This is a genomic window from Endothiovibrio diazotrophicus, assembly GCF_054657215.1.
Window position 1 is genome coordinate 1 of the sequence record NZ_BAAHXB010000070.1, and the last position, 20,475, is coordinate 20,475.

Consider the following 20,475-nt stretch of genomic DNA (forward strand, 5'->3'; position numbering starts at 1 on the left):
TCCGACAGGCTCCTAGCGCGAACGAAAGCGGTGGACTTGCGGCCACGGGACCCCTTCCGAGCGGGACATCCCGTTCGGAAGGGGGGGAGCGGAGACGACGAAAGGCCGCTGCCCCCGTTCGCGTCGGCGCGGTAGCGCCGACCTACGCCTAAGCCCGACAGGCTGCTAGCGCCCCTTCTTGCGCAGGGAGTCGTTCAGCACCGATCGGTAGAAGCGTCCCAGGTCGCGGTCCCGCTGGCGCTTCTCCGCCAGAGTGGCACTGTTGAGCGCCTGCTCGCGCAGCAACTTGAAGTAGTTGGTGAGGCGGCGCTCCTCCAGCCGCCCCGCCTCGATCGCGGTGCGCACCGCGCAGCCGGGTTCCCCTTGATGGGCGCAGTCGGCGAAGCGGCACTCCGCGGCCAATTGGACGATGTCGCGGAAGGTCTCCTCCACCCCGCTCGCGCAGTCGGCCAGTTGCAGCTCGCGCATCCCCGGCGTGTCGAGCAGCAGCGCGCCGCCGGGCAGCGGGTGGAGCGAACGGGCGGTGGTGGTGTGGCGCCCCTTGTCGTCGTCGGCGCGGATCGCGCCGGTCGCCTGGACGCCGTGCCCCAGCAGGGTGTTGACCAGGGTCGATTTGCCCACGCCGGAGGAGCCGAGCAGGGCGACGGTCTGGCCTTCGCCACACCAGGGACTCAACGCCGCGACGCTCGCCGCCTCCAGGGCGTTGACCGCTTCCACCATCAACAGTGGATCGATGGCGCGCAGGCGTTCGACGTAGGAGAACGGGGCCTCCACCAAATCGGCCTTGGTCAGCACCACCACCGCTTCCACCCCCGCCTCGTTGGCCAGCGCCAGGTAGCGCTCGATGCGGCTGAGGTTGAAGTCGAGGTTGAGCGAGGAGACCACGAAGAGGGTATCGACGTTGGCCGCGATCAACTGCTCTGCCACCTTTTCGCCGGCGGCGCGCCGGGAGAAGAGCGAGAACCGCTCCAGCGGGCGGACGAAGCGGTCCTGCCCATCGAGCAGCAGCCAGTCGCCCACGGTGAGCGGCGGCATGGACGGGGCCAGCGGGAGGGTTCGCTGGCCCGCCTCGCCCACCACCAGGAGGTTGGAACGGTTCCGTTCGAAGACGCGGGCGGCAGCGCAGCGCCCCCACTCGTCGAGATGCAGTTGTTGCTGGAAAAAGGGACGCCAACCGAGTTGGCCGAGAGAGAGTTCGATAGACATGACAACCCCTGACGCCGGATGCGGCGTCGAGCAAGCTTCGACAGGGGCAGCGGGTGCCCCGGCGCAAGGCCGGGCGGCAGGGGTGGCGGTAGGGTGTTACTCGCCGGCCGCCCGGAAGGGGTTGGACACAGTCATCGGAACCCTCCGGTCATGGTGTGGAAAAAGCGCAGAGGAAAGTAGCAGGCGGGCGGCGGCGGATCAAGGGGCGCGGGCGTTGTCTTTGGTCTGAAGTGCCGGTGACAACCGGGGGGGGGGCGCAGTAGAATTCACGGCTTTTCGAGTGCCTGCGAAGGCGCCCGCGCCGCCTCCCCGGCGACACGCCCTTGGAGCGACCATGAAACTACGCTCAACTCTCCTGCGCGGCGGCATCGCCGCCGGCCTCTCGCTGGCGGCCCTGAAACGCATCGAGTACGCGCTGAATACGCTATCGGGGCTGCGCCTGATCCTGGCCCACCTCACGCCGGGGCTCCATCTGCGCAGTCCGGCCATGTTGGCCTATGTGAGCCAGTTCATCGAGAGCGGTTACGGCGAGGCGGAGCGGGAGCGTCTCGTGGCGGGGCTGGACGGCGAGAGCCGGCGCACGGTGGAGACCTTTCTCGGTCGCGTCGATACGATCTACCGCAACAATGTCTTCCGCGTGCAGCCGACGGCCGACGAATGGGAGGGGCTGCGCCAGATCGAGCCGCGCGAGATCCTCCGGCGTTTTCCCGACATCGCCCATGAGGGGGAGTTCGCCGCGACGTCGTTCTGGGCCCTGAACGGCCTGCGCTTTCTCGACCGGGCGGTGATCGACCGCTTCAAGGGCGGTGCGGTCATCGACGGCGGGGCCTACGTCGGCGATTCCGCCCTGGTCTTCCGCGAGACCTTCGATTTCGGCAGGATCTGGTCGTTCGAGCCGGATCCCGCCAACCAGACGCGCCTGGAGGGCAATCTCCGCCGGCTCGCCGTGGCGGACGTCGAGGTCGCCCCGGTGGCCTTGGGTGCCCGGCCGGGGACCATGGGGCTGATCAGCCAGGGCGGGGCTTCCTGCCTGACGAGTTCGGGGGGCCAGCAGGTCGAGGTGACGACGTTGGACCGCTTCGTCGAGCAGCACGCCATCGAGCGGGTGGGGGTGATCAAGCTCGACGTGGAGGGTGCGGAGTACGACGTGCTGCTCGGTGCCGAGCAGACCATCCGCTCCCACTGCCCGCTACTGTGCATCTCGATCTACCACAATCCCCGGGATTTCTTCGAGATCCGCGCCCTGCTCGAAGCGATGGCCGACTACCATTTCATCATCCGCAAGATCCATCCGGATCCGCTGCTCGCGGAGATCATGCTGATCGGTTATCCGCGAGAATTACAGGATTGACCCGCCCCCGAGCGCCCCATACCCTTTGCTGCCATGAATTCCCACCCCGACACCTCGACCTCCCTTCCCGCCGGGGAGCCCCCCTCCGTTCCGCTGCGCAGGCTGCTCGACCGGCTGCCCGGCCTCTCGCCGGAGATCCTCGCCGCCCTGGGGGAGATCGCGCGTGCCGTCGATTACCGCGACGGTGCCTTGATCATGGAGGAGGGGGAACTCTCCGACGACCTGTATCTGATCACCTCGGGTGGGGTCGATATCTTCCGCGCATCACACGGCGGCCGGGCGGAACAGCAGGTGGCGGTGCTGGGCGAGGGGGAGATGCTCGGCGAAATGGCCCTTATCGACGGCGCCCCGCGCTCGCTTTCGGCGCGGGCCAAGGGCGACAGCCGTCTGTTGCGGATCTGCCCCGGGGATCTGGAGCGGCTGGATGACGGGAAGCATCTGCTCACCGAATTCAAGGCCGGGCTGGCGGCGGCGGTGGTCGGGCGCATGCGCGGGCTGACCGATCGGCACGTGGCGACGCTGGAGCGGCAACTGGAGGCCGCCCGCGAGCAGCAGCAGTTCGGCAAGTTCTTTCTCTACACCATGACCCTGATGGCGATCGGTCTGGTGACCAACAACCTGCTGCTGACCCACCGCGTCGACATCACCCCCAACAGCATGGAGTTCGCCTGGATCTTCGCCGTGATCCTGGTGCTGCCGAGCATCGGCATCGTGCGCATGATGCACATCCCGCTACAGCAGTTGGGCCTGACCACCAAGGGCATGAGGCGCTCGTTGATCGAGGGCGGGGCGATCTCCCTGGTGGCGGTGCTGATCACCGTGGGCCTGGTGAAGACGGGCGTCCTGCCGGGCAAGGAGGGCAATCCCCTCGATCCCCTCCCGGTACTCGCCTACCTCTTCCACAGCTTCCTGCAGGAGCTGTTCGGCCGCGGCTTCTTCCAGAGCGCGCTGCAGCGCTTTCTCGACGACCGGCGCGGATTCCGCTCGGTGGTCTTCACCTCGATCCTCTTCGGGCTGTTCCACATCCACTTCGGCCTCCCGGCGGTGGCCGTGATCGGGGTGGGCGGTCTGCTCTTCGGCGCCTTCTACCTGCGCCACCACAATCTCGCCGGGGTCACCGTGCTGCACTTCTGGATCGGCGTCTGCTTCTTCAACTCGGGAGTACTCTGATCCGCCGCCCATCGGCAACGGCGCCTTAACCGCCCGAGTGCGGAACGCATGCAATTTTGCGTTTGTTTCATGCCCGCTACGTCCAATTCGGAAGCTATCCGGTCATTCGTTCCCTAATCCTCCCGCTATCGGCGCTTATTTGGAAACGGTCGCCGATAGCGCTTATGAGCGCCTATTGACGCCTATGGGTCGCGCCCTGGCGTCCCGTTGGATCGCCCGAAAACCGCGTCTTCCCGGGGTCGCCGCCTTTGGCACGGATCCTGATGGTCCACCGTTCGAATGTCGCCTCGGCGTAAGGGCCCCAAGCGCCTGCCGAACGAGGTGTCTGTCGCGCCAGGCGTCGGAGGCCGATCCGACCGGTGCACATCGGTGCGGACGGAAGCCCCCCGATCCTCTATCATCCAGCGTATGCCCAGCGACCGAGAAGAATCGAGTATCCGTATGAATAATAAGGTATATTTGCTGATGCCCTTCGTCGCTGCAGAGGAGGCTCACGTCTCCCCGGTGCAGGAAGCCATCGATGGTGAGCACATCCCTCTCGGCATCTATTACGTCGCATCCTATCTGCGGGAACACGGCTATGAGGTGAAGGTGACCGACGCCCTGGCCTTGAGGTTGACCGAAGCGCAGGTGGCACAGGAGATCGAGGAATTCTCCCCGTCGTTCGTCGGGATCAGCGCGACCACCGTGCTCTTTCCCCGGGCCGCATCGATCGCGGGCATGATCAAGCGGCGGTTTCCTCACGTCACGACGATCCTGGGCGGCCGGCATATCACATCGAACGTCGAGCACGCGATGTCGTTTCCGGCGTTCGATTTCGGCGTCGTCGGCGAGGGCGAGATTACCGCCCGCGAGCTGCTCGATGCGCTGTCGGCGCAAGAGCCGCTCTCCGGGGTTCAGGGCATTGTCTACCGCGATGCGGAGGGCGGGCTGGTCCATACCGCGCCGAGGGCGTTCGTGGAGGACCTGGATACCCTGCCGTTTCCGGCCTTCGATCTCATTCCGGATATCGACGTCTACAAGCCGCCGCTCTTCCTGCACAAGGCGAAGCCCCTGCTGAGCATGATCACCTCGCGGGGCTGTCCCAGCAAATGCACCTTCTGCGCGGTCTCCATGGGCAAGGCGTACCGCAAGCGCTCGGCCAGGAATATCTTCGACGAGATCAAGCTGCTGGTCCGCCGCTACGGCGTGCGCGAGATCGATTTTCTCGACGACAACTTCCTGCTCGACAAGGAGCGGGTCTACGAGCTGTTCAACCTGCTCCGCGCCGACGGGATCTCCCTGCACTGGAGCTGCATGGCGAGGATCAGCAGTGTCGACTACGAATTCCTGCAATTCCTGCGCGACAACGGCTGCTGGACCATTGCCTTCGGCATCGAGTCGGGCGACCGGAAGATCCTCAAGACCATCCGCAAGGGGCTCTCCCTCAGGCGGACCGCCGAGGTTCTCGGCTGGTGCCGCGAGATCGGCATCATGACCCGCGGCTTCTTCATCATCGGCCATCCCCTGGAGACCGTGGAGACCATCGACCGTACCATCCAATACGCGCTCGACATCCCCCTCGACATCATCATGACGGCGATCAACACCCCGTTCCCCGGCACCCAGCAGTACGATGAGGCCGAGCGCTACGGCACCCTCGACAAGTCCGACCTGACGCAGTTCTCCCAGTCCAATCCGGTCTTCATCCCCTACGGCCTGACCAAGGAGATCCTGCTCGACAAGCAGCGGGAGATGTACGTCAAGTTCTACTTCAGGCCGAAGACGATGCTCCGGCTGACGAAGATCTATTTCGGCGGCGGATGGGCGGTGCGGGGGGAGCGGTTGAAGGTGTTCGCGATGACGGTCTTGCTGCGTGTTCGTGCCGCCTTTGTCGGAGTGCCCGAGCAGAGTCGGGGGATTTGATTGCGGTTGGGGATCCTGCGCGGAATACCGGGGGTGAAGCGGCGGGGAGGGCGTGATTGAAACGGAAGAAGCCCGGCAAACGCCGGGCTTCTTCCGTTCCAAAGGCAATGACGATTTTTTCGCCGGAAAAAATCGTTGTCAGTGCCGGAAGTGGCGCATCCCGGTGAACACCATCGCCATGCCGTGTTCGTCGGCCGCGGCGATCACCTCCTCGTCGCGCATCGAGCCGCCGGGCTGGATCACCGCGGCGATGCCCGCGGCGGCGGCGTTGTCGATGCCGTCGCGGAACGGGAAGAAGGCGTCCGAGGCCATCACCGAGCCCTGCACCTCGAGACCGGCGTGCTCGGCCTTGATGCCGGCGATGCGCGCCGAGTTGACCCGGCTCATCTGGCCGGCGCCGACGCCGATGGTCATGTTGTCACGGCCGTAGACGATGGCGTTGGACTTGACGAACTTGGCTACCCGCCAGGTGAACAGCAGGGCTTTCATCTCCTGCTCGGTGGGGGCGCGTTTGGTGACCACCTTGAGCTCGTTGTACAGAGCGAGGTCTGCGTCCTGCACCAGCAAGCCGCCGCTCACCTTCTTGAAGTCCAGGCGCTGGCCCGGTTCGGCTGGCCACTGGCCGCATTCGAGCAAGCGCACGTTCTTCTTTGCCGCCACCACGTCGATGGCGGCGGCAGAGACGCTGGGGGCGATGATCACTTCGACGAACTGGCGTTCGACGATGGCTGCGGCGGTCTCGCCGTCCAGTTCGTCGTTGAAGGCGATGATGCCGCCGAAGGCCGATTCGGGGTCGGTCTGATAGGCGCGGTCGTAGGCCTCCAGCAGCGAGCCGCCGATGGCCACGCCGCAGGGGTTGGCGTGCTTGACGATGACGCAGGCCGGGCCGCCTTCCGCGATGGGGTCGAACTGCTTGACGCATTCCAGGGCCGCGTCGGTGTCGCCGATGTTGTTGTACGACAGCTCTTTGCCCTGCAACTGGCGGGCGGTGGCGACGCTGGCCTCCTTCTTGATGTTGCCGCCGACAAAGAAGGCGGCCTGCTGGTGCGGGTTCTCACCGTAGCGCATGGTTTGTGCCTTGCGGTACTGGATGTTGAAGGTGCGCGGGAAGCCTTCCGGCTTGCCGTTTTCGACAATGGCGCCGAAGTAGTTGGCGATGGCGCCGTCGTAGGCGGCGGTGTGCTCGAAGGCGCGCACCGCCAGCGAGAAGCGGGTGGCGTCGCTGACCGCGCCGTCGTTCCGGGTCATCTCGTCGATGACCGCGGCATAGTCGGCCGGGTCGGTGACGATGGTGACGTAGGCGTGATTCTTCGCCGAGGAGCGCACCATGGCCGGGCCGCCGATGTCGATGTTCTCGATGGCGTCGGCCAGCGTGCAGTCGGGTTTGGCGATAGTTTCGCGGAACGGATAGAGATTGACGCAGACTAGATCGATGCCACCGATGCCGTGCTCACCCATCACCGCGTCGTCGGTGCCGCGGCGGCCGAGGATGCCGCCGTGGATCTTCGGGTGGAGGGTCTTCACCCGGCCGTCCATCATCTCCGGGAAGCCGGTGTAGTCGGAGACCTCGATCACCGGCAGCCCGGCATCCGCGAGCAGCCTGGCGGTGCCGCCGGTGGAGAGGATCTCGACCCCCTTCTCATGCAGGGCCTTGGCGAAGTCGGCAACGCCGCTCTTGTCGGAGACGCTGATCAGCGCGCGTTTGATCGGGATCATTTGTCGGCTCTCTGAAGATTTGAAAGTTTGTGTGAACGCCCGGAGCGCCTGTATAGGCCGCTCCACATCAGGTCAAAGGTGAAAGGCAAAAGGTAAAAGGGCTTTCGCTCGACACCACCGGTTTTTCGACGCCTTGCCGGTCGGATGAGTACGTTTGGGTGGACACGGCTTCGTCTTCCTTTAGCCTTTAGCCTTTAGCCTTTAGCCTTTGACCTGTGGTTTTGTGCCGGCACGCCCTGTGCGCCGCAACGCGGTTTGGGGCGCTAGTCCAACCCGTACTGCTTCAACTTCTTGCGCAGGGTGCCGCGGTTGATGCCGAGGATGTCGGCGGCCTTGGTCTGGTTGCCGCCCGCCTGGCGCATCACGGTGGCGAGCAGCGGCTTCTCCATCTCGCCGAGAACCATCTGGTAGAGGTCGCTGGGGGATTGCCCCTCCAGGTGGAGGAAATACTTCTCCAGGGCCGCTTCGACGCACTGGGCGAGGGTGCGTTCGTCGCTCTGTTCGACCGGGGGGAGCGCGCGGATCGCCTCCGCACGGCTGCTCATGCGGCGATCCTCCCCAGGCTCTCCTCCTCGTCGATCCGCAGGTCGAAGAAGGTGCGGGTGGCGGTCAACTGCTCCTCGACGCTCTCCACCCGGTTGACCGCGTCGCGGAAGGCGGCGCCGTTGCGCTGCCCCTTGCTGTACCAGGAGATGTGCTTGCGCGCCACGCGCACGCCGGTGTACTCGCCGTAGAAGCGGTAGAGGTTCTCCAGGTGCCCGAGGAGGATGTCGCGCACCTCCGCCAGCGTCGGCGGGGCGAGCCGCTCGCCGGTGCGCAGGTAGTGGTCGATCTCGCGGAACAGCCACGGGCGGCCCTGGGCGGCACGGCCGATCATCACTGCATCGGCGCCGCTCGCCTCGAGTACGTGCCGTGCCTTGTGCGGGTCGCGGATGTCGCCGTTGGCGATCACCGGGATGGTGATGGCGTCCTTCACCGCCTTGATGGTGTCGTACTCCGCCTCGCCGCGGTAGGCGTCGGCGCGGGTGCGGCCGTGGATCGCCAGCGCCTGCACGCCGGCGGCCTCGGCGATGCGGCCGATGGCGGCCGCGTTGCGGCTCGCGCGATCCCAGCCGGTGCGGATCTTGAGGGTGACCGGTACCTCCACCGCGCCGACCACCGCGTCGAGGATCGCGCCGACCAGCCGTTCGTCGCGCAGCAGCGCGGAGCCGGCGGCGACGTTGCACACCTTCTTCGCCGGGCAGCCCATGTTGATATCGATGATCTGGGCGCCGTTGTCGGCGTTGTAGCGGGCGGCGTCGGCCATCATCCCGGGGTCGGCGCCCATGATCTGCACCGAGCGGGGATCGGGCTCGCCGTCGTGGTCCGCCCGCTGGCGGGTCTTCTTGCTGCCCCACAGCAGGGAGTTGGAGGAGACCATCTCGGAGACCGCCATGCCGGCGCCCAGGCTGCGGCAGAGCTGCCGGAAGGGGCGGTCGGTGATCCCCGCCATGGGGGCGAGGATCAGGTTGTTCTTCAGGGCGTAGGGTCCGATGCGCATGATCGCGGGCCGTGGGGTTGGTGCACAGGGGGAAAGGGCGCCAATGATAGCGCCCGGGGTGGGGGAGGTAAAGGGTGACGGGCCGGTAAGTGCTTGCTAACTGATTGAATTCATGTATTTTGTTGAAGAGTTTCAGTATTCTCCTGATTTCCTGGACGGTTTTCCGCCGAGCCCCTGCCCTGGAGCATGCCCATGACCCCCGTTGCCGAACTGATCGCCTATCTCGACGCCCTGCTCGAAGCGGACCGATTCCAGGACTACTGTCCCAACGGATTGCAGGTGGCGGGGCGGCGGGAGATCCGCCGGATCGCCAGCGGGGTGACCGCCAGCGAGGCGTGGCTGGAGCGTGCGATCGACTGGGGCGCCGATGCGCTGCTGGTCCATCACGGTTACTTCTGGAAGGGGGAGGACCCGCGGGTGGTGGGGATGAAGCGCCGTCGCCTGGGGCGGATCCTCGCCGCCGACGCCAATCTGATCGTCTACCACCTGCCGCTGGATGCCCACCCCGAGGTGGGCAACAACGCCCGGTTGGCCCGTCGGCTGGGGCTGGTGGTGGAGGGGGCCGGGCCCGGGGTGGGGCTGCATGGGCGGTTGGCCGAGTCGCTCGCGCCGGCGGCCTTCGCCGCGCGGATCGCCGGCGCCTTGGGCCGGGAGCCCCTCCATGTCGAGGGCGGGCCCGCCCGTATCGAACGGGTCGCCTGGTGCTCCGGCGCGGCCCACTCCTACCTCGAAGAGGCGGCTGCGTTGGGCGTGGATGCCTACGTCAGCGGTGAGATCGCCGAGCACACGGTGCATGCCGCGCGGGAGCTGGGGGTCCACTATTTCGCCGCAGGTCACCACGCCACCGAGCGCGAGGGGGTCCAGGCGTTGGCCGATAAAATTTTACAACAATTTGATTTGGAACATCTTTTCATTGACGTCCCCAATCCGGTCTGATCGACGCCTGTTGACCAACACCTAGGGTTTATACGAGAATACCCCCCGTTTTGCCCTTGCATATTAGTAATCGCTGAAATTCTGCTGCGTGGCCGGGCCCCTTGCGGGCGGCGGCGGCGGGGCGTGATGGCTTAGGTTTTTCTTTGTTTACGCGTATTGGAGAGGTTCGATGAGTAACGAAGTCGATACCGGCCGACGCCGCTTCCTCACCGCGGCGACCGTTGCCGTCGGCGGTGCCGGGACCGTAGCGGTCGCATGGCCGTTCGTCGCGTCCTGGCTCCCCAGCGCCAAGGCCCGTGCGGCCGGCGCCCCGGTGGAGGTGGACATCAGCAAGCTGGAGCCTGGTCAGATGGTGATCGCCGAGTGGCGCGGCAAGCCCGTTTGGGTGGTCTACCGCACCAAGGAGGCGCTGGCGGCGCTGCCTACCCTGGATGGGGATCTGCAGGATCCCAATTCCGAGATGCCGCAGCAGCCGGAGTATGCCAAGAACCCGACCCGCTCCATCAAGCCGGAGTACTCGGTGCTGGTGGGTATCTGCACCCACCTGGGCTGCTCCCCCACCTACCGCCCCGACGTCGCCCCCGCCGACCTCGGGCCGGGCTGGAAAGGCGGCTTCTTCTGCCCCTGCCACGGTTCCCGCTTCGATCTGGCCGGTCGCGTCTTCCAGGGCGTCCCGGCGCCGAAGAACCTGGAGGTGCCCCCCTACAAGTACCTCAGCGACAGCCGCATCGTGATCGGCGTCGACCACGCGGAGGGCTAATAGAAATGTTGAACAATCTACTGCAATGGGTCGATGCCCGCTTCCCGGTCACCTCGACCTGGAAAGAGCATCTCTCCGAGTACTACGCGCCGAAGAACTTCAACTTCTGGTACTTCTTCGGCTCCCTGGCCATGCTGGTGCTGGTGATCCAGATCCTCACCGGCGTCTGGCTCGCCATGAACTACAAGCCCGATGCCGGGCTCGCCTTCGGTTCCGTCGAGTACATCATGCGCGACGTGGAGTGGGGCTGGCTGATCCGCTACATGCACTCCACCGGTGCCTCGGCGTTCTTCATCGTGGTGTACCTGCACATGTTCCGCGGCCTGATCTACGGCTCCTACCGAGGGCCCCGCGAGCTGCTGTGGATCATCGGTGTGATCATCTACCTGGCGATGATGGCCACCGCCTTCATGGGCTATCTGCTCCCCTGGGGCCAGATGTCGTTCTGGGGCGCGCAGGTGATCGTCAACCTGTTTGCCGCGGTACCCTTCGTCGGCCCCGATCTCTCGGTGCTGGTACGCGGTGACTACGTCATCTCCGACATCACCCTGAACCGCTTCTTCGCCCTGCACTTCCTGCTCCCCTTCATCCTCGCCGCGCTGGTGTTCATCCACATCGTCGCGCTGCACACCGTCGGTTCCAACAACCCCGACGGCATCGAGGTGAAGAAGGGGCCCAAGGGCAACCGCTGGAGCGACAAGGCCCCCGCGGACGGCATCCCCTTCCACCCCTACTACTCGGTGAAGGATATCGTCGGCGTCGGCGTCTTCCTGTTCTTCTTCGCGGCGATCATCTTCTACGCCCCGGAGATGAACGGCCTGTTCCTCGAGCACCCCAACTTCGAGCCGGCCAACCCGATGAAGACCCCGCCGCACATCGCGCCGGTGTGGTACTTCACCCCCTTCTACGCCATGCTGCGCGCCGTGCCCCCGATGTTCGGCTCCCAGTTCCCCGGCGTGGTGGTGATGTTCGGTTCCATCGTGCTGATGTTCTTCCTCCCCTGGCTCGACCGTAGCCCGGTGAAGTCGATCCGCTACAAGGGGCCGCTGTTCAAGATCGCCATCGCCGTCTTCACCGTCTCGTTCGTGGTCCTCGGCTGGCTCGGCATGCAGCCCTCCACTCCGACCAAGACCCTGATGGCGCAGATCTTCACTGTGCTCTACTTCCTGTTCTTCCTGCTGATGCCCATCTACAGCAAGATCGACAAGACCAAGCCGGTTCCGGAGAGGGTGACGAAATGAAAAAGAACCTCCTGATCTTCTTGCTGGCCCTGCTGCCGGCCATCACCGTGGCGAGCGAGGGGGCGCACTACGAGAAGGCCCCGATCAACCTGCACGACACCGAGTCGCTGCAGCGCGGCGCCAAGACCTTCGTCAACTACTGCCTGAGCTGCCACTCGGCCGCCTACATGCGCTACAACCGCATGGGGCAGGACCTGGGGATCAGCGACGAGCAGGTGGCCTCCAACATGATCTTCACCGGCGCCAAGGTCGGTGAGGTGATGAAGGTGGCGATGAAGCCGGACGACGCCAAGACGTGGTTCGGCATCACCCCGCCGGACCTGACGGTGATCACCCGGGCCCGCGGTGCGGACTACGTCTACACCTACCTGCGCACCTTCTACCCCGACGACCACCGTCCCTGGGGTGTCAACAACAAGGTGCTGGGCAACGCCTCCATGCCCAACGTCCTGTGGCAGCAGCAGGCGACCATGAGCGAGGGCGAGTTCGACCAGTACGTCGGTGACCTGGTCAACTACATGGTCTACATGGCCGAGCCGGCCGCCCTCAAGCGCGCCGCCCTCGGACCCTGGGTGCTGCTCTTCCTGGTGGTCTTCTCCGTCGTTGCCTACCTGATGAAGAAGGAGTACTGGAAGGACGTCCACTAGGTCGGACCTCCGCGGGCCTGCAACTACGCCCGCGCCTAACCGACATTGCCGATGGTTAGGCGCGGGCGCACCAGCGCCCACGGCCGCGGCGTCGGCGCCTTCGGGCGCCGACGCCGTCTCTGTTTCCGGTGGCTCCGCGTATGCAAGCGGGGCCGCCCCGCCCGATGACCCTCCAGGGGGATAAGTTGCATGGCCCTGATCGCCAACAAACGCTCTGTTATGACCCTTTTCTCCGCACCGCTCTGTCCCGAAAGCCATCGCACGCGCATCGTGCTCGCCGAAAAGGGGATCACCCATGACGTGGTCGACATCGACCCCAACGACCTTCCCGAGGACCTGATCGACCTCAACCCCTACAACAACGTCCCCACGCTGGTAGACCGCGACCTGGTGCTCTACAACGCCCGGGTCATCATGGAATACCTGGACGAGCGCTTCCCCCACCCGCCGCTGATGCCGGTGGATCCGGTGGCACGCGCGCGCACCCGCCTCGGCCTCTACCGCATCGAGCACGACTGGTATGGCATGCTCGGTGAGCTGGAGACGAAGAGCGACAAGAAGGCGAGCGCCGCCCGCAAGCAGCTGCGCGAGCAGCTGATCGCCAGCAACGAGCTGTTCGGAGCCGCACCCTTTTTCCTCTCCGACGAGCTGACGCTGGCCGACTGCTCGTTGACCCCGCTGCTGTGGCGGTTGCCCCACTGGGGGATCGAACTGCCGGCCCAGGCCAAGGCGGTGACCGCCTATGCCGAGCGGATGTTCGCCCGCGAGTCGTTCCGCGAGAGCCTGAGCGAGGCGGAGAAGGAGTTGAGGTAAGGGCCGAGGTAAAGGCCGATCAAAGGGAGGGGCGGGAGACCGCCCCTTTTGTTGTATAAGGACGGTTTCCCGGGAGAGAGCCACTCATGACGCCGCTACGTCCCCATCTGATCCGCGCCCTCTACGACTGGGTGGCGGAGAACGGATTCACCCCCCACATCCTGGTCCACGCCGACGGCGAGGGGGTGTCGGTGCCCCGTGAGCACGTCCAGGAAGGGCGGATTGTCCTCAATATTGCCGCACGCGCGGTACAGCGGCTGTCGCTGGGCGACGAGGCGGTGGCCTTCTCCGCCCGCTTCGGCGGTGTCCCCCGCGAGATCTACATCCCGGTGGCTTCGGTGCTCGCCCTGTATGCCGCCGAGAACGGCCAGGGGATGGTCTTCAGCGACATGATCGGCGGCGAGCCGACCCCGCCGCCGGAACCGCCCGCCCCGGAAGAGCCGCCGAAGAATCGCCCGACATTGCGGGTGGTCAAATAAGGCGCTCTGGAAGGAAACGCAGAGAACGCAAAGACGCAGAGAACGCGGAGAAGAGAAATCTTTGCGATCTCTGCGTCTTTGCGTTCTCCGCGTTGAGCTCGAGCGCTGATGAAGGACTCAGTCGTCGCGGCGGGGAGGGGCGCCGCCGTCGATGACCTTCCAGCCGAGGGGGAGCTTCGGCGGCGGGCGGCTGGGAGGCGGAGGCGTCGGGGGCTCCACCGTGTACTCCCCCTCCAGCGGCGCGTTGGCGAAGCTCATCTCCACCCCTTCCAGGATATGGCCCAACAGCTTCACCTCGCCCAGGCTGCGATGGACGCCGTTGGCGCTGAATTCGAAGCGGTAGCGACGGGCGAAGCGCAGCCGTCCGCTGACGTCGCGCCGCAGTTTGACCGCCGCCAGCCCCACCGTCTCATCCAACAGCTGCACGCCGCGCAGACGACAGGCGTTACCGGCCGCCCGTACCGCCGCCTCCCGCGCCCGCAGGTTGTCCATCCAGGCCCAGATCACCGCCCCGAGCAGCAGCAGAAAAAGAATGTTGTCCATGGGGAGAAGAGTACCGCAAAGGGCGCTAAGGTTTCCGGTGAGACGTTTTGCCGGGCAGCCGTAGGTCGGTGCTGCCGCGCCGACGTGAACGAAGACACCGCTCTTTCGGTGTTTCCGCCGCCCTTTCCGAATAAGGCGTACCGTTCGGAGTGGTCGCGATAGCCTTGTCTCCGCTGCTTTCGTTCGTGTCGGCGCGGTAGCGCCGACCTACGGGAAAACGCACGGAGTGATAGGTTGTCCGTATATTTGCAGCGACACTCGGGGGAGAGCGTGATGATCGAAGTCGTTCAAACCGATATCACCCGGCTGGCGGTGGATGCCATCGTCAATGCCGCCAACTCGTCGCTGCTCGGCGGCGGCGGAGTGGATGGCGCGATCCACCGCGCCGCCGGCCCCGAGCTGCTGGAGGCGTGCCGCCCGCTGGGCGGCTGCCCCACCGGCGAGGCGCGGATCACCCCGGGCTTTCACCTTCCTGCGAAGTGGGTGATCCACACCGTCGGTCCGGTGTGGCACGGCGGTGGTGAGGGGGAGCCCGAGCTGCTCGCCGCCTGTTATCGCAACTCCCTGGAGCTGGCGCTGGAGAACGGGGTGCGCACCATTGCCTTCCCCTCCATCTCCACCGGGGTCTACGGCTATCCGAAAGAGGGTGCCGCCAAGGTCGCGGTGGCGATGATGCGCAACTACGAAGCCCGTTTCGAGCGGATCATCGCCTGCTGTTTTGGCGACGTCGACTACGGGCTGTATCGCGATCTGGTAGGAGGGATCGAATAAAAAACGGCATCAGTGGCAGGGTGTGCCGACGACAGCGAGGTGCACCGGTTTCGGGATGCAAGGCGCCATGTGCTTCCGCTCGCCCTATGCACGTGCTTCATTGTTTGGGGCTCTCCAACAACGCCTCGATGATCTGGCTGTGAGGGTGGCCGATCTGGTCGCGGATGTTCAAGACGGTCTCGCCGATGGATCGGCACTCCTCGTTGTAGTAGCGATGAACGAAGTCGCATTTCAGGGCGGCGTCATAGGGCAGGCCGCCGCAGTCGCCGTCGCGGTTCTCCGAATACCAGAACACCGGATAGTGGCGCTGCTCCCAGATGCCTTTCAAGCGCTCGTAGCCGACGTGATAGACGTTGCTGCGCATGGCGCTGCGGTTGCGGTGGAGGAGGTGAGCCACGTCGAAACTGACCGTCAGGAAGCCGGGGCGGGTGAGGGCGTGGGCGATGCGGAAACCCTCGTCGATGGTGGCGCCGAGGAAGTCGTCCGCCGGGGTGTAGTTTCGCTTGGGAATGCGGTGATTGATCTCGTTGTCGATTACCGCCGCCCAGACGCATCCTTTTACCGGTAGCCCGGGGTCGAATCGCTTCAGTGCCTGATAGTAGGCTCGCACTCCCTTTTCGAGTTCCTCGATGCCGGCAATAGGGCGGAAGAACAGGATCTCGTCGCCCAGCAGTTTCCACGGTTGGCAGGGTTGCAGGGAGCCTTCGTCGCCCTCGTGGGTGAGGTGGCCGTTGAGCGTGTCGAAATAGTCGGTAAAGGTGGCGATCCAGTCGTTGGGGTGGGCCGCCTTGAAGTCGGTGCTCCCGACCAAGTCATAGCTGGCGAAGAGCAGTGCGACGGTGGGCGGGGCCTCCTTGGGGAGGGCGCTCCGGCCACGCCGGAGCTGGGAGCCTGCTAAATCCACGAAATCAGTTCCAGAAACTGGCCTCGTGTGGTCGCCGCGGCAATGGAGACGCCGAAGTGCTCGGCCACCGCGTCGCGGTCCCCGGCACGCTCCCCCCATACCCGCCGGAACTCTGTTTCGGGCATCAGCAGGCAGGCGGCGAAGTGGTTGGCCTCGTATTCGGTGGCGTTGCGAGCGCTGCGCGCCATCATGGTGTCGCGGAAATCGCCTTCCGCGATCGTCTCCGCATAGCTCTCCAGGCCGTAATCCATATGGACGAAAAGGTGTCCCAACTCGTGGGCGATCGTGAACAGATTGCGTTTCGGTGAGGTGTGGCGCGGAATACGGATTTCGAATGCTGGTTCGCGCTCGGCGCTGATCGGGGCGATGACGCCGTCGCCCCAGTCGCTCGGCCACTCGCCTTCCTGCTGGTACTTGAGAATTCCCCCCAGTAGCTGGATTGCGTGTCCGGTTTCTTGTCCGCCACTTCCCAAATAGGGCGGGACGCGAAAGCGCTCATCCCGGCTTGCCAGAAAGCTACGTACCTGATCCGCCAGTTCTGCGATGGATTCCTTGGTGTACATGGTGGGTTGCGGTTGGTGTGTTGTGGTTACTGTTTATTTATACCCTGTTGGCGGTTGGCGCAAGGGTGCCTTGTGAAAAAGATCAGCCGTCTGAACGGGTGTAAGAACGGTCTGACAGATGTCAGGCAAACTGACGAGTCTCCCCCTCGCCCGCCACGTTCTCCACGCAGCGCCCGCACAGCTCCGGATGCTCGGCATCGGCGCCGACGTCCTCGCGGTGGTGCCAGCAGCGCACGCACTTGGTGTGGGCGGTGGGCACCGCCTTGATCCACAGCTCCGGCCCGCCGACCTCGCCCTTCACCGCATCGGCCGCCTTCTCCGCCAACGGCAGAACCTGCGCATAGGAGGTGATCAGCACGAAGCGCAGCTCGTCGCCCAGCGCACCGAGCCGCTCGGCCAGCTCACCGTCGCAGTAGAGGGTCACCTCCGCGGCCAGCGAGGAGCCGATGGTCTTCGCCACGCGCAGCTTCTCCAGCTCCTTGGAGACCGCCTCGCGCACCGCCATCACCCCGCTCCAGTAGGCCAGATCCATGCCGCCGGACAGCGCCACCTCGGGGAAGTCGTACCACTGGTCGAGGAACACCGACTCGGCCCGCTCGCCCGGCATCGCCCGCCAGATCTCGTCGGCGGTGAAGCTGAGGATCGGCGCGAACCAGCGCACCATCGCCGAGGCGATGTGGTAGAGCGCGCTCTGCGCCGAGCGCCGCGCCACGCTGTTCTCCCGGGTGGTGTACTGGCGGTCCTTGATCACGTCGAGGTAGAAGCTGCCGAGGTCCACCGAGCAGAAGTTGTGCAGCTTCTGGTAGATCAGGTGGAACTCGAACTCGCGGTAGGCGTCGACGATCTGTCCCTGCAATTCGACGGCGCGCGTCACCGCCCAACGATCCAGCGGCAGCATCTCGCCCGGGGCGAGCAGGTGCGCGGCCGGGTCGAAGCCGTTGAGGTTGGCGAGCAGGAAGCGGGCGGTGTTGCGCATGCGCCGGTAGGAGTCGGCGGTGCGCTTGAGGATCTCATCGGAGACGGTGATCTCGTTGCGGTAGTCGGTGGCCGCCACCCACAGCCGCAGGATGTCGGCGCCGAGGTTGTTGACCACCTTCTGCGGGGCGATGGTGTTGCCCAGCGACTTGGACATCTTGCGCCCCTCGGCGTCCACGGTGAAGCCGTGGGTCAGCGCCATCCGGTAGGGCGCCACGCCGTTCATCGCCACCGAGGTGAGCAGCGAGGACTGGAACCAGCCACGGTGCTGGTCGGAGCCCTCCAGGTAGAGGTCCGCCGGGAAGCCCAGCTCCTCGCGCCGCTCCATCACGCAGGCGTGGGTGACGCCGGAGTCGAACCAGACATCCAGCGTGTCGGTCACCTTCACGTAGTCGGCCGTCTCCGCGCCGAGCAGCTCCTCGGCGTCGAGATCGTGCCACGCCTCGATGCCGTGGGACTCCACCCGCTTGGCCACCTCTTCGATCAGCTCGGCGCTGCGCGGGTGGGGCTCGCTGGTGAGCTTATGGACGAACAGCGCGATCGGCACCCCCCACTGGCGCTGACGCGAGATGCACCAGTCGGGGCGGTTGGCGACCATCCCCTCGATCCGCGCCAGGCCCCACTCGGGGCGCCACGCCACCTGCTTGATCTGCGCCATGGCGCCGGCGCGCAGGCCGTTCTGCTCCATCGAGATGAACCACTGCGGGGTGGCGCGGAAGATGATCGGCGTCTTGTGGCGCCAGCAGTGGGGGTAGCTGTGGTTGATCTTCTGCGAGTGGAGCAGCGCCCCCTCCTCCTTCAGCACCTCCAGCACGTGGTCGTTGGCCTTGAACACCGACTCCCCCTCGAACCGCGGGGTGCCGGGGAGGAAGCGGCCGTCGGGACCCACCGGGTTGTCCACCTTGAGGCCGTACCGGAGGCCCGCCTGATAGTCCTCCATGCCGTGGCCCGGGGCGGTGTGCACCGCGCCGGTACCGGCGTCGGTGGTCACGTGGTCAGCGAGGATCACCGGCACCTCGCGCGGATAGAAGGGGTGGTTGAGTTTGACCCCCTCCAGCGCCGCGCCGCGCACCGTGGCGAGCACCTGGTAGTCCTCCTCGCCGGCGCCGTAGCGCTTCATCACCGAGGCGACCAGATCGGCGGCGAGCAGCAGCCGCTCGTCGCCGTGGGTGTGGGTGTGCCACTGGATCAGCTGGTAGTCGAGATCCGGGTGCAGGGCGACCGCCTGGTTGGCCGGCAGGGTCCACGGGGTGGTGGTCCAGATCACCACAGAGACCGGGCCGGCGCCGGCGTAGCCGTCGATGCGCTGGAGCAGGTCGGCGTCGTCCGCCGCGCGGAAGCGCACGTCGATGGTCGGCGAGGTCTTGTCCTGATACTCCACTTCCGCCTCGGCCAGCGCCGAGCCGCAGTCGGCGCACCAGTGGACCGGCTTCGCGCCGCGGGCGAGGTGGCCGTTGGCGACGATCTTGCCGAGCGAGCGGATGATGTCCGCCTCGAAGTGGAAGTGCATGGTGAGGTAGGGGTTCTCCCAGTCACCGAAGATGCCGAGGCGCTGGAAGTCGCGGCTCTGCCCCTCCACCTGGGCCTTGGCGTAGTCGCGGCAGTGGCGGCGGAAGGCCGCCGCGTCGAGCTTCTGCCCCACCTTGCCGTGCTTCTTCTCCACCTGCAGCTCGATCGGCAGCCCGTGGCAGTCCCAGCCGGGGATGTAGGGCGCATCGAAGCCGGAGAGGGTCTTCGACTTGACGATGACGTCCTTGAGCACCTTGTTGACCGCGTGCCCGATATGGATGTCGCCGTTGGCGTAGGGGGGGCCGTCGTGGAGGATGAACCTGGGACGGCCCGCTCCCGCCTCGCGCAGCTTGCGGTAGAGCGCCATCTCCTCCCACTGGCGCAGGAACTCCGGCTCGCGATTGGCCAGATTGCCGCGCATGGGGAACTCGGTGTCGGGGAGATTGAGGGTGTCTTTGTAGTCGGCCACGGGGGTATCGCCTGTTTGGGGGACGTAACTGCCAGAAAAGAGCGGAATTTTCTCATAATGGCCGATGGTGTTCCAACGATCCACCGGTTTTCGGCGCGTTTTCCGACCGTCGCGCGGATAGACGTTCGCGCTAAATTCTATAATCTATACATATTTATAGAATAACCCTCGACCAAGGAGCCGCAATGGGACTGAGCATCAAGAATCCGGAGGCGGAACGATTGGCGCGGGCGGTCGCCGCGGAGAGCGGTGAGAGCATCACCCGGGCGATCATCCACGCCCTGGAGGCGGAGCTGATCCGGCTGCGCGGCCGCAAGCGCCAGCCCGATGTCTACGAGGCGATCATGGAGATCTCCGAGCGGTGCGGCGCGCTGCCCGATTTGGACGAGCGTAGCGCCGACGAAATCCTCGGCTACGACGAACACGGGGTACCGGGCTGATGGTGATCGACACCTCGGCGCTGATCGCCATCCTGCTGCACGAACCGGAGGGGGCGCTGCTGGCCCGCGCCATCGCCGCCGCGCCGAGGCGGTTGCTCAGCGCCCTCTCCCTGCTCGAAGCGGGCATCGTCATCGAGACCAAAAAGGGTGAGGAGGGGGCTCGGCAACTGGACCTGCTGATCCATCGCGCCGGGATCGAGGTGATCGCCATGAACGGCGAGCAGGCGGGACTGGCGCGCATCGCTTGGCGGCGCTACGGCAAGGGCCGCCATCCCGCCCGACTCAACCTCGGCGACTGCTGCGCCTACGCCCTGAGCCGCCACAGTGGCGAACCGCTGCTCTTCAAAGGGGATGATTTTCCCCACACCGATGTGCAGATGGTCCCGTGGCAAGCTCAAGACGCCGCCTCTTGAGTCGCGTGCCTATAGCGAATTCGGTGGTCACCGTCTCGATCGGATAACTAATTGTTTTTCAAGGATGCTTAAGATGGGTGTTCGGTTTGTGGCTGACTGATCTCAGCAAGGGGTCTACTGCCCC

20 protein-coding genes are annotated in these 20,475 nt (G+C 65.5%); 12 read left to right on the forward strand and 8 right to left on the reverse strand.

Annotated features, from left to right (window positions below):
- Positions 1-165: 165 nt before the first annotated feature.
- Entirely contained in the window at positions 166-1,206 is a 1,041-nt protein-coding gene (rsgA, locus tag ACYQ2W_RS16425) for a ribosome small subunit-dependent GTPase A (protein WP_459869387.1), read from the reverse strand.
- 334 nt (positions 1,207-1,540) lie between these two features.
- Between rsgA and ACYQ2W_RS16430 the strand changes: the two genes are divergently transcribed.
- The 3 genes from ACYQ2W_RS16430 to ACYQ2W_RS16440 all read left to right on the forward strand — a co-directional run bounded on the left by ACYQ2W_RS16430 (position 1,541) and on the right by ACYQ2W_RS16440 (position 5,632).
- Entirely contained in the window at positions 1,541-2,557 is a 1,017-nt protein-coding gene (locus tag ACYQ2W_RS16430) for an FkbM family methyltransferase (protein ID WP_459869389.1), read from the forward strand.
- A 33-nt stretch (positions 2,558-2,590) separates the two neighbouring features.
- Complete coding sequence (locus tag ACYQ2W_RS16435; RefSeq protein WP_459869391.1) at positions 2,591-3,727, forward strand: cyclic nucleotide-binding domain-containing protein; 1,137 nt, start codon at positions 2,591-2,593, stop codon at positions 3,725-3,727.
- A 441-nt stretch (positions 3,728-4,168) separates the two neighbouring features.
- The gene (locus tag ACYQ2W_RS16440; protein WP_459869393.1) at positions 4,169-5,632 is read left to right on the forward strand and encodes a B12-binding domain-containing radical SAM protein; all 1,464 of its coding nucleotides are present in this window, start codon (positions 4,169-4,171) and stop codon (positions 5,630-5,632) included.
- Positions 5,633-5,770: 138 nt separating this feature from the next.
- On the opposite strand, the gene purH is transcribed toward ACYQ2W_RS16440, so the two are convergent.
- The 3 genes from purH to dusB all read right to left on the reverse strand — a co-directional run bounded on the left by purH (position 5,771) and on the right by dusB (position 8,888).
- Entirely contained in the window at positions 5,771-7,348 is a 1,578-nt protein-coding gene (purH, locus tag ACYQ2W_RS16445; RefSeq protein WP_459869395.1) for a bifunctional phosphoribosylaminoimidazolecarboxamide formyltransferase/IMP cyclohydrolase, read from the reverse strand.
- 263 nt (positions 7,349-7,611) lie between these two features.
- On the reverse strand, positions 7,612-7,893 hold the full coding sequence (gene fis / locus ACYQ2W_RS16450; protein ID WP_459869397.1) for a DNA-binding transcriptional regulator Fis: 282 nt from the start codon (positions 7,891-7,893) through the stop codon (positions 7,612-7,614).
- A complete protein-coding gene (dusB, locus tag ACYQ2W_RS16455) occupies positions 7,890-8,888 on the reverse strand; it encodes a tRNA dihydrouridine synthase DusB (RefSeq protein ID WP_459869399.1) in 999 nt (332 codons plus the stop codon). The genes fis and dusB overlap by 4 nt, the downstream gene beginning before the upstream one ends.
- Positions 8,889-9,080: 192 nt before the next feature.
- Here dusB and ACYQ2W_RS16460 point away from each other — a divergent pair, with 192 nt between their 5' ends.
- From ACYQ2W_RS16460 to ACYQ2W_RS16485, 6 genes are all read left to right on the forward strand, one after another.
- Positions 9,081-9,824, forward strand: a complete 744-nt coding sequence (locus ACYQ2W_RS16460; RefSeq protein ID WP_459869401.1) for a Nif3-like dinuclear metal center hexameric protein — start codon at positions 9,081-9,083, stop codon at positions 9,822-9,824.
- Positions 9,825-9,993: 169 nt separating this feature from the next.
- Positions 9,994-10,584: a ubiquinol-cytochrome c reductase iron-sulfur subunit gene (gene petA / locus ACYQ2W_RS16465; protein ID WP_459869403.1), complete on the forward strand. Its 591-nt coding sequence runs from the start codon at positions 9,994-9,996 to the stop codon at positions 10,582-10,584.
- A gap of 5 nt (positions 10,585-10,589) precedes the next feature.
- Positions 10,590-11,825 carry a cytochrome b gene (locus ACYQ2W_RS16470; RefSeq protein WP_459869405.1) on the forward strand — a complete coding sequence of 412 codons (1,236 nt, stop codon included), beginning with the start codon at positions 10,590-10,592 and terminating at the stop codon, positions 11,823-11,825.
- Positions 11,822-12,472 carry a cytochrome c1 gene (locus ACYQ2W_RS16475; protein ID WP_459869407.1) on the forward strand — a complete coding sequence of 217 codons (651 nt, stop codon included), beginning with the start codon at positions 11,822-11,824 and terminating at the stop codon, positions 12,470-12,472. The genes ACYQ2W_RS16470 and ACYQ2W_RS16475 overlap by 4 nt, the downstream gene beginning before the upstream one ends.
- A 189-nt stretch (positions 12,473-12,661) precedes the next feature.
- Positions 12,662-13,285, forward strand: a complete 624-nt coding sequence (locus ACYQ2W_RS16480) for a glutathione S-transferase N-terminal domain-containing protein (protein ID WP_459869409.1) — start codon at positions 12,662-12,664, stop codon at positions 13,283-13,285.
- An 86-nt stretch (positions 13,286-13,371) separates the two neighbouring features.
- On the forward strand, positions 13,372-13,764 hold the full coding sequence (locus tag ACYQ2W_RS16485) for a ClpXP protease specificity-enhancing factor (RefSeq protein WP_459869411.1): 393 nt from the start codon (positions 13,372-13,374) through the stop codon (positions 13,762-13,764).
- Positions 13,765-13,881: 117 nt separating this feature from the next.
- On the opposite strand, the gene ACYQ2W_RS16490 is transcribed toward ACYQ2W_RS16485, so the two are convergent.
- Complete coding sequence (locus ACYQ2W_RS16490) at positions 13,882-14,307, reverse strand: DUF3301 domain-containing protein (RefSeq protein WP_459869413.1); 426 nt, start codon at positions 14,305-14,307, stop codon at positions 13,882-13,884.
- Between the two features lie 273 nt (positions 14,308-14,580).
- On the opposite strand from ACYQ2W_RS16490, the gene ACYQ2W_RS16495 reads away from it, so the two are divergent.
- Positions 14,581-15,078, forward strand: coding sequence for an O-acetyl-ADP-ribose deacetylase (locus tag ACYQ2W_RS16495; protein WP_459869415.1), 498 nt, complete (start codon positions 14,581-14,583; stop codon positions 15,076-15,078).
- A gap of 97 nt (positions 15,079-15,175) precedes the next feature.
- On the opposite strand, the gene ACYQ2W_RS16500 is transcribed toward ACYQ2W_RS16495, so the two are convergent.
- From ACYQ2W_RS16500 to ileS, 3 genes are all read right to left on the reverse strand, one after another.
- On the reverse strand, positions 15,176-15,982 hold the full coding sequence (locus ACYQ2W_RS16500) for a hypothetical protein (protein ID WP_459869417.1): 807 nt from the start codon (positions 15,980-15,982) through the stop codon (positions 15,176-15,178).
- Entirely contained in the window at positions 15,973-16,545 is a 573-nt protein-coding gene (locus ACYQ2W_RS16505) for an ImmA/IrrE family metallo-endopeptidase (protein ID WP_459869419.1), read from the reverse strand. Before ACYQ2W_RS16505 ends, ACYQ2W_RS16500 begins: the two co-directional genes overlap by 10 nt.
- Positions 16,546-16,666: 121 nt before the next feature.
- Complete coding sequence (gene ileS, locus ACYQ2W_RS16510) at positions 16,667-19,498, reverse strand: isoleucine--tRNA ligase (RefSeq protein WP_459869421.1); 2,832 nt, start codon at positions 19,496-19,498, stop codon at positions 16,667-16,669.
- A gap of 185 nt (positions 19,499-19,683) precedes the next feature.
- Between ileS and ACYQ2W_RS16515 the strand changes: the two genes are divergently transcribed.
- Positions 19,684-19,938, forward strand: a complete 255-nt coding sequence (locus ACYQ2W_RS16515; protein ID WP_459869423.1) for a type II toxin-antitoxin system VapB family antitoxin — start codon at positions 19,684-19,686, stop codon at positions 19,936-19,938.
- Positions 19,938-20,351, forward strand: coding sequence for a type II toxin-antitoxin system VapC family toxin (locus tag ACYQ2W_RS16520; RefSeq protein WP_459869425.1), 414 nt, complete (start codon positions 19,938-19,940; stop codon positions 20,349-20,351). The genes ACYQ2W_RS16515 and ACYQ2W_RS16520 overlap by 1 nt, the downstream gene beginning before the upstream one ends.
- The last annotated feature ends 124 nt before the right edge of the window (positions 20,352-20,475 follow it).